Consider the following 13,142-nt stretch of genomic DNA (forward strand, 5'->3'; position numbering starts at 1 on the left):
TGTTCGTCCATACCATGAAAAGCTGCCATTTTAGTGCACAGGAAATTACCGCATGATCCGCTCCAGTGATATTGCAACCCACCAACCGGCGCAGATACGCAGGGCGACTCCCGTCGACATACCTTCGATTGTTGCGGTTGAAAATGAGCTCTTCATCGACCCGTGGGAACAGGCAATTTTTTTGGAAGCGCTGACATATTACCCAAGCACCTATTTTGTGGCGGTATGTGATGGGCGCGTAGTGGGTTTTGTGGTTGGCGGCCTTGAGGATACCGGGGAAAATATTTACGGGCACCTCTGCAACCTCGGTGTGACAGCCTCATACCAGCACCGCGGTATTGGCCGGCTGCTGGTCAGCCGCCTTGAGCACCAGTACGCGCTGGAGCTGGCAGGCGGCGTCCAGCTCGAAGTGCGGGCGTCAAACACCCGTGCACAGCGGTTTTACCGCAACCTCGGGTACCGTAAAGTGCTACGGCTCGCGTATTATTACTCCAACGGGGAGGATGCTGTAGTAATGATGAAGTGGTTCCGGTTTTAGCCGCGCCCGAGCTGCTGGTGAGCCCGTGCAAGGTGCTGTGCTGCAAGTGCGCCCAGCAGTGACAGTTCACCTGCAAGAACCCCTGAGGCAATTATTTCCGCAAGTTTCTTTGCATTGGTGCCCGGTGGTGTTCCACCACCGGCAACACCGAGAAGGTTAAGGCACTCCTGCTGTGTGGTGATACCGGTGCCCCCCCCAACTGTCCCGACTGGGAGCGAGGGCAGGGTAACTGAAACATAGACGCCGGTCGGTATCGGGTCCACGGTCGTCAGGCAGGTGCTGCCATCGATGGAGTGTGCTGCATCCTGCCCGCAGGCGATGAACATTGCGGCAACAACGTTTGCGGCATGGGCGTTGAACCCCATCGCACCCGCGCGGGCAGATCCGACCAGGTTTTTCCGGTAGTTTACTTCAAAGAGAGTGGCTGCATCCGTCTTAAAGACCTGCGAGATCAGGTCTTGAGAGAGCGCGACACCGGCCACAACGCTCCTGCCCCGGCCCATAATCCCGTTAATTGCCGCGGGTTTTTTATCAGTGCACATGTTGCCGGACAGCGCGACAAGTCGGGCGCCGGTACCCTGCATAATCAGATCCGCAATTTTTGCACTTGCGATCGTCACCATGTTCATACCCATCGCATCCTTGGTATCAAAATTGAACCGGAAAAAAACGCTTGTACCTGCGACAAACGGCACAATATCGATGAGTTTTCCATGAGATGTAGTGCTCTCTGCGGCAGTGCGGAGCTCCGTTGTGTGCCCAAGTACCCAGTCCACCACCTGTTTTGCATGTGAAATGCTCCGGGCGGAAAAGACCGGTGCCCGGGTCATACCATCATGGAGGATGCGCACGTCCGCTCCTCCCGCTTTTGTGATCGCCGTACACCCCCGGTTGACGGATGCGACAAGAGCTCCTTCGGTTGTTGCCAGAGGAAGATAGTGATTTCCATGGGCGTATTCCCCGTTTACCAGAAGCGGTCCCGCGATTCCGACCGGTACCTGTACCGTGCCGATCATATTCTCGCAATTCCTTTTTACGACACGGTCGACATCGATGGAAAATATGCCCAGATTGTCCAGTTTTGTCCCGGTCTCAAGTTCGATAAATTCCCGTCTGATACGGATAGCATCTACAGCAGGGATCTCTTTCTCAAGCTCGTAGAGTTTTACTGACCCCTCTTTAAGCCGAGTCAGGATCGCAGTTTCACTGTCATTGTTCAATGCAGCATCGCCATCTTTTTTGGTCGGACGGCGCCCGGCATCATCAGCCATGAATAATGGTAGCACGTATAGCTACATGATGGTTGGTGATCAGGGGAAGGCCGGACAATGGTGCCTGCGGGTACCTGCCAAAAAAGGCGAAGAGCTGCGGCAGGCGCTCATACAGGAAGACGCGCTCGACAGGATGTTCAGACCCCGGCGGGATGGAGGTGATCTCCTAATCCCTCTTATTAAATGGCGTGAGGGCGCGGAGCGATGCGCGTTTGACCAGAATCCGGAACGTCCGGAATTATTGCGGCATGAAATGTTAGGGGGGATAGCGGTGATGCAGGAGCGCGATGTGGACGGAGCACACACAATCCTTGCCTCCCGCCCGTCCCTGCACACGGTCCTGTATGCGACCAGCGAAGTAGGAGGGGAGTACCGCACCCGCAGTTTTGAAGTGCTAGCAGGCACCCCCACAACACGGACAGAATACATTGAGTTCGGGCACCGGTTCACCATCGATCTCTCCGCCGCTTACTTTTCTGCACGTCTCGCAACCGAACGCCGGCGCATCGTCTCCCTTTTAACCCACGGGGAATCTGTGCTCGACATGTTCGCCGGTGTTGGGCCATTTGCGATCGCCCTCGCCGACCAGGCAGAACTTGTAGTTGCCGCGGATATCAACCCACAGGCAGTTGCCCTGATGCTTGAAAATATCGTGCAGAACCACACACGCGCTGTACTTCCGGTCCTTGCTGATGTCCGGTGCCTGCCGGAAATCATCCCTTGGCAGTTCGACCGGATCATCATGAACCTCCCTATCAGCGGTGCTGAGTTCCTGCCCATTGCCTTCAGGATGATCCGTGACGGGGGAATAATCCACTTCTATGCGCTTGTGTCACGTGAAAACGAGCACACGGAACTCATTTCGGCTTTGGGCGGAACAGTTATGAGTGAACGGGTTGTCCGTTCGTATTCACCAGGTCAGTGGCACGCGGCGTATGATATCAAAAGAAAAGAGTGAATGGGGTTATTCCACAGGGACAAACTTTGTGCCATAATGGATAACGCCGCTCTCTCCGTCGGTCATGATCCGGCGGAACGCCCTTTTCACCCGCATCCCGATCTTTACTTCATCGGGCCGGCACACCACCTGTGCAGTCATCCGCGGCCCTTCATCGAGCTGTACAATTGCGAGTACATAAGGCGTGAGCTGCTCGAACTGCTCGCTTGCGGTATGTATGATGGTGTACGTGACAACGGTGCCGGTACCGGCAAATTTGTAATCAGCGATTTTTCCGGTCCTGCGGCATTCCGGGCAGAACGACCGTGGCGGGAAGAAATGACGCCCGCAGGTCTCACATCTCGTGCCAAGCATGTTGTACCGCTGGGGGATCTTTCTCCAGAAACGTGCAACCGACATCTCATACCCTCCCGAGAATGTGTACTGCAACGGTTGCGCCCGTTCCACCGACATTGTGTGTCATCCCAATCTTTGCGCCGTCGATCTGTCGTTTGCCGGCGTCGCCCTTCAGCTGCTGGACAACTTCGAATACCTGCTTGATGCCCGTCGCACCGACCGGATGCCCGCAGGCTTTGAGCCCCCCGCTTGTGTTCACCGGGATCTTCCCGTCGAGTGCTGTTTGGCCATCTGCGGTGAATTTACCTGCCTCCCCTTTCCTGCAGAACCCGAGGTCTTCGATCGCGCAGATCTCAGCGATAGAGAAGCAGTCGTGCACCTCGACAAGGTCTATATCCTTATGCGAGAGCTTCGCCATCTTAAACGCCCGCTGACCTGCGGAAATACTCGCGTCCAGCGTGGAGATATCGCGCCGGTCATGAAGTGTGATCGTATCGCTTGCCTGTGCGCTTGCAAGCACTTTGATCGGGGCGTCAGTAAATTCACGGGCACGTTCGAGTGGTGCGACTATCACGGCGGCAGCTCCGTCTGTTATCGGGGAACAGTCAAACAGGCGCAGCGGTTCAGCAACCATCGTGGATTTCAGGACGGTATCGATCGTGATCTCCTGCTGGAACTGGGCAATCGGATTGCGCGCCCCGTTGTAATGGTTCTTTACCGCAACCATTGCAAGCTGTTCGCGGGTGAGCGGGTATCGGTGCATATAATCGGTCGCGATCATCGCGTAGAGCCCTGGAAAAGTTGCGCCTACAAACCCCTCCCACTCCCGGTCTGCTGCTCCGGTGAGCGTATCGGTGCTGGCACCGGGCTCAACATCGGTCATCTTCTCGACACCTGCGGCTACAACGATGTCTTCCATTCCGCTTGCAACTGCGATTACTGCCTGGCGAAATGCGAGACCTCCCGAAGCGCAGGCAGCCTCGACTCTCGTTGATGGTATATGGTGCGTGGCCAGCCCGGCATAGTCAGCGATAAGCGCACCGATATGCTCCTGCTCGATAAACCTGCCCGCGCTCATGTTACCCACATACATCGCGTCGATCTTTTCACCCGAAAGCTGCGCATCCTCGAGCGCAAGCGCTCCTGCCTCTACAAAAAGGTCGCGGAAGGAACTGCTCCATTTCTCACCAAATGTCGTGCACCCGGCTCCGATTACGGCAACGTCTCTCATGACTGCATCACGATCTTCCCCTTGTGTCTAGCGTACTGGGCGTAATCCAGGTATATAGGATTTTTAAGCAGCGCTTCAACTGAAGGAGCGGCATTCCGGTTGAACGCCTCCCCCTCAATCGCATCAGTCACCTCGATGTCAAATGCATCGCTTCCCGCCCCGGAACCAAACGAGCAGACAAAAATCCTGTCACCGGACTTTACGACATCTAGCGTTGCCGCAAGCCCGATGGGGGACGCTCCCGAATAGGTATTCCCGAGCCGTGACACTACAAGCCCCGGCCTGATCTGTTCAGGTAAAAAACCAAGAACCCTGGCCACCTTCTGGGGGAATTTTGCGTTGGGCTGGTGAAACACCGCATAATCGTAGTCCTTTGCATTTTTATTGAGGTTTTCAAAAAGAAGGCGGGTCGCCCCTTCGACATGTCTGAAATAACCGGGGTCTCCTGTAAACCTCCCTCCATGGCGGGGATAATCCTGCCCTTCACGTCTCCAGAAGTCCGGGGTGTCGGTAGTGTACGAACATGTATGGTTGAGAACTGCGATCGGGTCGTCCATGCCGATAATGAATGCGGCCCCTCCTGCCGCAGCGGTGTATTCCAGCGCATCGCTTGGTGCCCCCTGTGCAACATCGGAACCGATTGCAAGACCATATGTGATCATTTTGCTTGCAGCAAGGCCCATGCAGGTCTGGATGCCTGCAGTCCCTGCCTTGCAAGCAAACTCATAGTCAGCGGCGGTCATATGAGGTGTCGCGCCGATCGCTTCGCCAACCGTACATGCGGTTGGTTTGACTGCGTAGGGATGGGATTCGCTACCCACATATACCGCACCTATCTCTTCCGGATCTATAGCCCGGCGCGCAAGCGCGTTTCGGGCCGCTTCCACGGCAATAGTCGCCGTGTCTTCATCCATATCCGGGACCGACTTTTCAAAAACCCCGAGCCCGCCCGAGATGTCCGAGGCATTTGCGCCCCAGACTCTCGCGATCTCTTCTACCTTGATCCGGTATCTCGGTATATACACACCGTAGGTTATGATGCCTACCATTCTTTATCCCTCAATGTACTCACAATTTTGTCGATTTCCATGCCCGTGCACATGACGGTGATACGGTCACGTTCTGCCATCTTCTCCACGATCGGGTGGACATCAGGGGCATCGATACCCTGGAGGATCACGCACCGGGGCTTGAACGGCGTGACGCGGATTGCCACCATCGGAGACTTACCAGTCGAAACATTGGTAAAGACAAGCGCCCGCTCAGTGCTCCACCCGTAAATGCGGTTGAACTCGTTACTTGAGAACTGGAGGATCGCGTTTAAGCTGTTGATAACGGTGTATCCATGAATCATCTGGTCAGCTGATCCACAGAGCAGGGTGCATCCTATCGCTTCGGCAAACTGCCTGAGCTGTACCGGTAAAGCATACTCATGCATGTCATAGATGACGTCGTCATCAACGCCGGCATACAGCATAGAGGAAAACTGTTCGATATGTCTCCCACCGGATTCTTCATCGGTATCAAGGATTGCATCGACGATCTTGCCGACAATAGCCGTGCCGGGGCTTTTCCTCCTGCCGCTCTCATAATCGCTGATGACAGAGGGGGAGACTCCAAGGCGTTCCGACAGGATGCCCGGAGCGATCTCAAAACTTACGCGCCATTTTTTCAGCGCCTGCCCCGGTGAGTCCGACAGCGTGATCTCCCCTGCCATCTTTTCGGCGAGCTGGCTTCGCATACCGGATTTCATGCTGTATAACAACGATGCATCTGATTAAATAATTAACGAAATCATCTTCGACAGTGAACGAATCACGACGAGAGGCTGTCCGAAGAGCAACTCATAAATAATAAGCATCCCAATTTTGATAGGCATGCTGGAAGCAGGGGATCTCTCTTATTTAAAGGCCATCGCGTTGATGGGCGGTTGCAGGATGCAGGTCTTTGTATCATCCCAGACAATTGCGGATACACTGCATACCAGCCCCCAGACAGCTTCGCGCAGGCTCAAAGCTCTCGAAACACAAGGACTGATCAGCCGTACGATGAGCCCGGAGGGGCAACACATCATTCTCACGAGGCAGGGCGAGGAGGAACTGCGCAGGGAGTATCTGGATTACTGCAGGATATTTTCCGAGGGGAATGGAGCGTATACTCTTATAGGGAGTGTCATCAGCGGACTTGGTGAGGGAAAATATTACATGAGCCTTGCAGGTTACAGGCAGCAGTTTGGATCCCTGTTAGGTTTCGAGCCATACCCCGGGACCCTGAATATCCGCCTTTCCCCGTCGAGCTTACCTGTCCGTAAAAAGGTCGAGGCGCTCAGCTGGATCCGGATCAAGGGATTCTCGTCGGACAGCAGGACCTTCGGGGACGCCCGCTGCCTCCCGTGCAGGATCGGCAGTGTTCCGTGCGCCATCGTACTCCCGGGCAGGACCCATTACCCTGAAGATATCATCGAGGTCATTGCTCCGGTTGCATTGCGGAGGCAGCTTGGAGTGGAGGACAGCGATACCGTTACTGTAGAGGTGGGATCGTGATCGGCGATGCGCTGGCCGCATTGAAGGCAGGAAAATTCATCCTGCTCTATGATTTCGACGACCGTGAGAAAGAGACAGACTTCACGATCCGTGCTGATGCAGTCACCCCTCAGCATATCGTCCAGATGCGCCGTGACGGCGGCGGTCTGATATGCACCGCTGTACACCCCCTCGCTGCTCAACGCCTTGGCCTGCCGTTTGCAAGCGATATCCTGCGTGCGATGGTTGCTGCCGAACGTGAGGGAGATATCCCGTACGACCGGAAGAACCATTCGTCCTTCTCTATCTGGGTGAACCACCGGGGCACTTTTACAGGCATCACCGATCGTGACCGCGCCCTGACAATCACGGCGATAGCCGATCAGGTAAAAAAATCGTTAAATGGCGGGGGATCAAATTTCCACGAGGTCTTCCGGACACCCGGTCATTGTGCACTCCTCCGTGCCGCGGATCACCTTCTTGACCAGCGCAAAGGGCAAACCGAGCTCTCGATCGCACTTGCAGAGATGGCCGGTATTACCCCTGCCGTTACCGTCTGTGAAATGCTGGATGATAAAACCGGTCTCGCTCTCTCAAAAGAGGATGCGGAGCGGTACGCAAAGAAACACGGGCTTGTATTTATTGAAGGACACGAGGTGCTGGAGCGTTGGGATGCCCGGCGCTCCTTATAGGTATCTTTCTTACTTCCTGGCAAGCCGTTTCAGATTCTCTTCCGGCAACATCTTTGCAATGCTTGTCTTGGTAGGGCAGCGTCCCGGCTTCAGCCCCAGTCTCTTTGCTTCATCCTTGAGCACTTTCAAATCAAGATCTTTTAACATTTCACGCAGCTCCTTCTGATCCATATTGTATCGGAGAATGATATGCACTGGTAAAAATAAGGTTTGCTATGATAGCAGGAATAAATAAAAAGGGGAAATTATATTTTAATCTGCGCCAGTGCCTCGTACGCCATCTTCCGGAATGAAACGGGATCAATTGAAGGATAGTGTTCTTTGATCCGGGCCGCATCTGGGGAGGTACCTGCGATAAGCGCTTCAATCCGATCGAGCGTGGATCGTGCTGCATCCAGCACCCAGAGGTCGCGGGTCTCGCGATCGACAACGGTAATTGATTCAACCCGCACCGAGACCGTGTATGCCCCGTCCGGTTTCTGGTAGAGATTAGGTTTTCCAACCACTGCAACAAACGCAGGAGTTTCGATCTTTGCAAGCTGCTGCATTGCCTCGGGCTGGTAGCTGCCCGCCATCACATAAAATGTTCCGGTCGGGTCCACTATGCGCCCGCGGTAGAAAATGTTCTGGTCGCCCTGCCGTTGTTTCTCGGTAAGCGTGCCGATTAAAAAGATTCGGTTACAGCGTTCCCCTGTAGGGAGGAGGACAAAGGTGGGGCTTTTCTCATCATCCCCCTCCCGGAACTGGTACTTGCACTCGCGGAGTTCACTTGAAAAAACCCGTCGCGCAGGTTCACGCTCAAATCCGCCCTCTTTTCTGACTGATGCCGGGGTCCCTCCGTTGCTCATGCAACACCTCCTGCCCGGTTGAGAAGTGCGGTGTGGTCGCCAGGCTCCACCTTCAACCGTTCACAAGCCCTGACAAGCAGGCGGTTGTCGATCTCCCGTCCCTTACAGGCCACATACCTGCCCAGGACTGCGTCCCGCATGCGGAGGAAGACCTCGTCCATGCCCAGAGGATTATTTTCGGCAAGTTCTTTTGCTGCGTCAAGGGTTATGCCCGTGAGAGACTCCACAACATCACGCTGCAGGAGAAGGTTGTAGGTCTTTTTTCCGTCATCCAGCCACCCTTTGATCCTCAGATCATAGACGAATTTCGGCTGGATTTCATGGACCGGGCAGTAGTTCTGCCGCGAAAGCGCACGGTTGCACCCGTCTACCGGGCAGCGCTTGATGAGACCGGAACCAGGAGCCATATGGATGATGGTCCCCCGTATCTCGGCATCTCCACCGCTTACTGCGATATCTCCCTCGTCCTTCATATACGATGCAGTAGTCAGGTTGAGCGAGAGCCTCCCGTTAAACTCATCGACCTGCGCATAATAGATAGTGTAAACGGAACCTACAGCGAGCTTATCTTTGCCTGCTTCTTTCCAGATAATGAACTTGATGGTACCGGACTCATCGCCAAGGACTCCGGACTGGAGCATCCTCTCGTGTGTTGTTTCCCACTCCTGAACGACCTTTGCCCGGACACTGCCGATGCCGGGTTTCAGATCACCGATCTTAAGGATTGACGGAATCAGTGCCTGGTCTTCAATAATCGGTTTGATCGCCGTGCCGGAATGAATCTTCAGGTTTGCGACACCCTTGTATTCATCCACGACTGCGGACTCGATCCGGTACCATGACCCCTCGGCCATCTTCGGGGCATTGGCTTTTGCCCATGCCACGAACCGGATTGCACCGGTACTATCGGCAATGATCCCGCTCTGCGCGATAGCCGGTGAAGGGGGCGAGAGAATTCCCACCACTTTTCCCTCAATGGTCACCCATTCGCCCGGGGCAATTTCAGAGATTGAACATCCTTCTTTTACCCCTGCACTTCCACTGATGCCGGCACTTGTGCCAAAACCCGGAAGGTTCAGTTCCTTTGCCAGCTCATTGGTCACGCTTCGTTCCGCTTCAGCGGGCTGGACACCGAACTCGTCAATGAGCCGGCGCAGTTTTGCTTCGATCTTCTTTTTATCGACGTCCTGTCCTTTCTGGCTGAATCTTACGGAGATTCTTTCTGCTGTTTGGGAAATATCCATATGTTATACATCTCCGGTTATCCATCGTTTCTTATCATGTCTTAATCTTGCGGAGCGTGTGGTGTGAAAGTGAAATTGCAGCATCTTTTTGAGATTATGGTGAGGTTTATGCCTCACGGTGCCGAACTGTAGGATATGGAATTAACAGCAGACAGTACAATCTATGATCTCCTGAAAGCAAAACCCGACGCAGCGGAAGCATTATTCAAGTTTGGGATGGGGTGTGTCGGTTGCGCGATCGCCCGTGGTGAGACCATCCGTGAAGCGGCGGAAGCACACGGAATCCCCCTCCCGGAGCTCCTCAGTGCGATTGGCATAAAAGAATAAATTTACCTTATTCTTTTTGCAGTGCTCCTGTTGTCGCACTGAATCAGAGAGAGAAAAATATCCGGTCTCTCAACGCGTTCGCCGCCTTGCACATAAAAAAAGAGTATTAGTTCAGTGAATCCGTTTTTTAAGGTTAAAACGGTGCACAAGTTCATTTTTCGAAGCTTCAGGGTGGTGCTTCAGGTACTCTGCAACTTCAGGCTCATGGAGGAGCGTGCACCGGCTGCAGTTCCAGACATTTCCACTGTTGGAACTCTCCACCCATTGCCCAAGCGACTCATCTCCGCATGGATACAAGGGGCAGTAACAGAAATCACACCGCTGCCCGGCAAAGTGGCAGGGGTAGTAGGGGCAGTCCTCCGAAGTCCACCCTAACCAGTGCTCCCCTTTTAACCGGCTGAAGATAAAAAAGGACGGGCTGCCAGGAGGCATCCCGTTTTTAATCCTGTTAAGCGCCTGTGGGATGCCGTACAGGACAGCGGAACGGACCCGCTTTCTGGTTTCTGTGAGCCTGCCGGTATCCAAATCCCCCTCGTCCCCCTCGCAAGCTGCGATAATTGTACCGGTGCTGGCAGCGGATGCACCAGGTCCAAATCCCTTCAATGCCTCTGATTTTGCCTCAGTGGCGACACGGATAATTTCCACAAGCCCCTCATCGCTTAATCCATGGCTGCTGAATGCAATGATGGTCACAGGGCTTAAATTTTCACTGGCGCCAGGCAGGATTCCTGTTAAGATAAAAACGGTTATATAGTCATACTGCAGGACGCAGAGGTTTTTAAGGGGGGCTGTTATACTCAGCCCGAGACAGTTCCTGCCAAGGCCGTGACGGGCTGCGATCATCTCGCAATCATTTTCCGGGATTTTGACGTTATGGTTGGGAGAGATGCTGTGAATGAGGATGGTTGAAACAGGGCGAATACGGCCGGAGATCAGCGTGCCTGCGGCGCGAAACGATCCGCGGATAAAAAGTGTAGTATTTTCAATATAGTATCTCATGAAATGCTGTCGGTTCACGCTGCCGGTCAGGCAACCGAATAGCGCACACGGTCTTTGAGTTCCTGTTGTTTTCCGGCGTTCCACCCGGAGACATCCTGCAGGTAACCGGTAACCCTGCTGATCTGGACGACATCATGGGAACCGCATTCCGGGCAGACTGCCTGGTTGCAGAGGGGACAGAACTCGATCCCGGAAATCATCTCGTGGGAGCAGTGGCAGTGGTCAAGCGGGCACATTATGGCAAGATGGGTTTCGCCGCAGTTCGGGCATGGGGCAGAGTCAACAATAAGGTGGCACGTATGGCACTTGTATATACGCTCTTTTTTCGGAATATCTTCAAGTTTTTTGTATTTTTTTGCCAGATCCTTTTGCTCTGCGCTCCAATCCATACTACTACATCGCAGGAGTCATTAATAAACTTTTAGACCGTGCAGTGAATCTAATATCGAATTCGCGGTACAGAAAGGAGCGTGTGTGCAGATCTGGTCGCAAATTGAGGGTTATTTATATATGCAGGAGTTCACGCAGTGTCGTAACAGGTATTTTTTTAGGCATCACCAATCACGAGATTAAAAATATCTCCCCGGTTATGGGCCCTTTTTGCAATTGCGGGAATACTCCTCTGCCACCAGAGCGGGATTGGCGGACTCATAGATTGCCCTGCCTACAATGATGCCATCTGCTATACCGGTGATTGCATGCAGGTCTCCACCCTGTGCACCAGCACCCGGCGCGAAAATCTTCTTTTTTCCGACAACCGCACGCAGCTTTTTAATACGCTCCGGGCGCGTGGCAGGCGCGATGATGCCATCAGCCCCGCATACCAGCGCCACCTGTGCGAGTCGTTCTGCAACACCGCCATGGAAAAATTCGGTGGCTCCGGGATGGCTCATCTCCGCAACAACATAACACTCCCCGCTGTTGTTATGGGCGCTGTCAACACACGCCTGCACCGCGTCCCTTCCCGTGAACGCGTGGCATATAATGGCATAGAATCCTCCGGCAAAGACCTGATCTGCGATGAGACGGTTGGTGTTCGGGATATCTGCGACCTTGAAATCGGCAATCAGCGGCAGTCCGAACTGTTCAAGATCGCGGGCGATCCCCAAACCCACTCTGAGGACAAGCGGGTATCCGATCTTGACCGCATCGATATGGGGCACGCAGGCACGGGTGATGTTGACCGCATGTCCTTTGTCGGTAACGTCCAGTGCGAGGATCAATTCAGCCATGGTGCATTCGCTCCATCACCGCAGCAACAAGCAGCGGCAGCGTGATTGTGGCATCGCCATAGACGGTCATGGTCTTTGCTTCTTCCGTTATCTTGCCCCACGAACGCGCCTCGTCAAGTGTTGCACCCGAAAGCCCCCCGAGATCCGGGCGGTCTCCGGTGAGTTGTACTGCGTAGCTGAACCCGTTGGGCGTCATGAGCATGCTCTGGAGGATGAAATTCTTGGGAACGCCTCCCCCCACTATCATTGCACCTGCTTTTTTTGCGGAAAAACACCGGTCCATCAGCGCCTGCATATCCGCGAACGCATCGACCGTCACATTGTTTGTCTGGGAGAAGAGCCAGTACTGGAGCCCTACCATCGAATCCTGTACAGCGGGGCAATAGACCGGGATTCTTTTTTTTGCCGCGATATTGAGTATCCCGCTCTTTGTACGTGTTCCGATATGACTGAGGAGGCTGGAAATAGAGATGCGGCTCTCCGGCTCCAGCTCTGAGAATGTTTTCTGCATGAACTCCTCGAACTGTCCGAACGCCTCATTGGGGAGGTAGACATCGTAGATCCGGTTGATCTCATCATGCCTGAGTGCAACATCATCACAAAATGCGGTTCCGTGAAAATGCCGGCACCCGATCGCTTCTATGATATCATGGGTGAGGTTTGCGCCTGTTGATACCAGGATATCAATATGCCCCTGGGCGATAAGATCGCTGACGATCCTGCCCATGCCGGCAGGCACCATCGCACCGGCAAGCCCAAAGAACTTCGTTGTGCTTTTTTCCCTGAGCATTGCCTCGTAAATCCCAGCCGCCCGGTAGAGAGCACCCCCGTTATACGCGCCTGCTCTCCCCATCGCATTGACCAGCTCGCCAACGGTCATCCCCGGTATGAGATGCATCTGGGTGACAGGTTCACTGCATTCCTTTCCCATGGGTATCCCTCAC

The 13,142-nt window shown here is 54.1% G+C and carries 17 protein-coding genes; 5 read left to right on the forward strand and 12 right to left on the reverse strand.

Translation table 11 applies throughout. The features are described from left to right. Positions 1–52: 52 nt before the first annotated feature. On the forward strand, positions 53–538 hold the full coding sequence (gene rimI / locus OS112_00895; protein ID WAC05214.1) for a ribosomal protein S18-alanine N-acetyltransferase: 486 nt from the start codon (positions 53–55) through the stop codon (positions 536–538). Here the strand turns inward: rimI and hmgA are convergent. Beyond that, positions 535–1,809, reverse strand: a complete 1,275-nt coding sequence (gene hmgA / locus OS112_00900) for a hydroxymethylglutaryl-CoA reductase (NADPH) (protein ID WAC05215.1) — start codon at positions 1,807–1,809, stop codon at positions 535–537. The genes rimI and hmgA overlap by 4 nt on opposite strands. On the opposite strand from hmgA, the gene OS112_00905 reads away from it, so the two are divergent. Then, a complete protein-coding gene (locus OS112_00905) occupies positions 1,808–2,767 on the forward strand; it encodes a class I SAM-dependent methyltransferase family protein (GenBank protein WAC05216.1) in 960 nt (319 codons plus the stop codon). The two genes, hmgA and OS112_00905, sit on opposite strands and share 2 nt — an antisense overlap. Positions 2,768–2,773: 6 nt before the next feature. Here the strand turns inward: OS112_00905 and OS112_00910 are convergent, their stop codons facing one another. The 4 genes from OS112_00910 to OS112_00925 are packed head-to-tail and all read right to left on the reverse strand — an operon-like array spanning position 2,774 to position 6,087. Next, positions 2,774–3,166 carry a Zn-ribbon domain-containing OB-fold protein gene (locus OS112_00910; GenBank protein WAC05217.1) on the reverse strand — a complete coding sequence of 131 codons (393 nt, stop codon included), beginning with the start codon at positions 3,164–3,166 and terminating at the stop codon, positions 2,774–2,776. 1 nt (position 3,167) lies between these two features. Next, a complete protein-coding gene (locus tag OS112_00915; protein WAC05218.1) occupies positions 3,168–4,334 on the reverse strand; it encodes a thiolase domain-containing protein in 1,167 nt (388 codons plus the stop codon). Continuing rightward, positions 4,331–5,383, reverse strand: a complete 1,053-nt coding sequence (locus OS112_00920; GenBank protein WAC05219.1) for a hydroxymethylglutaryl-CoA synthase — start codon at positions 5,381–5,383, stop codon at positions 4,331–4,333. Before OS112_00920 ends, OS112_00915 begins: the two co-directional genes overlap by 4 nt. Then, the gene (locus OS112_00925; GenBank protein WAC05220.1) at positions 5,377–6,087 is read right to left on the reverse strand and encodes a helix-turn-helix domain-containing protein; all 711 of its coding nucleotides are present in this window, start codon (positions 6,085–6,087) and stop codon (positions 5,377–5,379) included. The genes OS112_00920 and OS112_00925 overlap by 7 nt, the downstream gene beginning before the upstream one ends. 124 nt (positions 6,088–6,211) lie before the next feature. Between OS112_00925 and OS112_00930 the strand changes: the two genes are divergently transcribed. Together OS112_00930 and ribB are read left to right on the forward strand one after the other, a co-directional pair. Beyond that, positions 6,212–6,877, forward strand: coding sequence for a DUF120 domain-containing protein (locus OS112_00930; GenBank protein ID WAC05221.1), 666 nt, complete (start codon positions 6,212–6,214; stop codon positions 6,875–6,877). Further along, complete coding sequence (gene ribB, locus OS112_00935; GenBank protein WAC05222.1) at positions 6,874–7,548, forward strand: 3,4-dihydroxy-2-butanone-4-phosphate synthase; 675 nt, start codon at positions 6,874–6,876, stop codon at positions 7,546–7,548. The genes OS112_00930 and ribB overlap by 4 nt, the downstream gene beginning before the upstream one ends. A gap of 9 nt (positions 7,549–7,557) precedes the next feature. Here the strand turns inward: ribB and OS112_00940 are convergent, their stop codons facing one another. From OS112_00940 to OS112_00950, 3 genes are all read right to left on the reverse strand, one after another. After that, complete coding sequence (locus OS112_00940) at positions 7,558–7,719, reverse strand: hypothetical protein (GenBank protein WAC05223.1); 162 nt, start codon at positions 7,717–7,719, stop codon at positions 7,558–7,560. A 74-nt stretch (positions 7,720–7,793) separates the two neighbouring features. Next, positions 7,794–8,396 (reverse strand): nucleic acid-binding protein, encoded by a 603-nt coding sequence (locus tag OS112_00945; protein ID WAC05224.1) that lies wholly within the window; start codon positions 8,394–8,396, stop codon positions 7,794–7,796. Beyond that, positions 8,393–9,640: a nucleotide-binding protein gene (locus tag OS112_00950; GenBank protein WAC05225.1), complete on the reverse strand. Its 1,248-nt coding sequence runs from the start codon at positions 9,638–9,640 to the stop codon at positions 8,393–8,395. The genes OS112_00945 and OS112_00950 overlap by 4 nt, the downstream gene beginning before the upstream one ends. Positions 9,641–9,775: 135 nt before the next feature. Between OS112_00950 and OS112_00955 the strand changes: the two genes are divergently transcribed. After that, entirely contained in the window at positions 9,776–9,967 is a 192-nt protein-coding gene (locus OS112_00955) for a DUF1858 domain-containing protein (GenBank protein WAC05226.1), read from the forward strand. 111 nt (positions 9,968–10,078) lie between these two features. On the opposite strand, the gene OS112_00960 is transcribed toward OS112_00955, so the two are convergent. The 4 genes from OS112_00960 to OS112_00975 form a co-directional block, all read right to left on the reverse strand. Continuing rightward, positions 10,079–10,966 carry an adenosylcobinamide amidohydrolase gene (locus OS112_00960; protein ID WAC05227.1) on the reverse strand — a complete coding sequence of 296 codons (888 nt, stop codon included), beginning with the start codon at positions 10,964–10,966 and terminating at the stop codon, positions 10,079–10,081. Between the two features lie 26 nt (positions 10,967–10,992). Then, entirely contained in the window at positions 10,993–11,355 is a 363-nt protein-coding gene (locus tag OS112_00965; GenBank protein WAC05228.1) for an oxidoreductase, read from the reverse strand. A 198-nt stretch (positions 11,356–11,553) separates the two neighbouring features. After that, positions 11,554–12,198, reverse strand: coding sequence for an orotidine-5'-phosphate decarboxylase (pyrF, locus tag OS112_00970; GenBank protein ID WAC05229.1), 645 nt, complete (start codon positions 12,196–12,198; stop codon positions 11,554–11,556). Next, the gene (locus tag OS112_00975) at positions 12,191–13,129 is read right to left on the reverse strand and encodes a deoxyhypusine synthase (GenBank protein WAC05230.1); all 939 of its coding nucleotides are present in this window, start codon (positions 13,127–13,129) and stop codon (positions 12,191–12,193) included. The genes pyrF and OS112_00975 overlap by 8 nt, the downstream gene beginning before the upstream one ends. Between the last annotated feature and the right edge of the window lie 13 nt (positions 13,130–13,142).

It is taken from the genome of Methanoregula sp., from assembly GCA_026625165.1.
Classification (GTDB): domain Archaea; phylum Halobacteriota; class Methanomicrobia; order Methanomicrobiales; family Methanospirillaceae; genus MVRE01.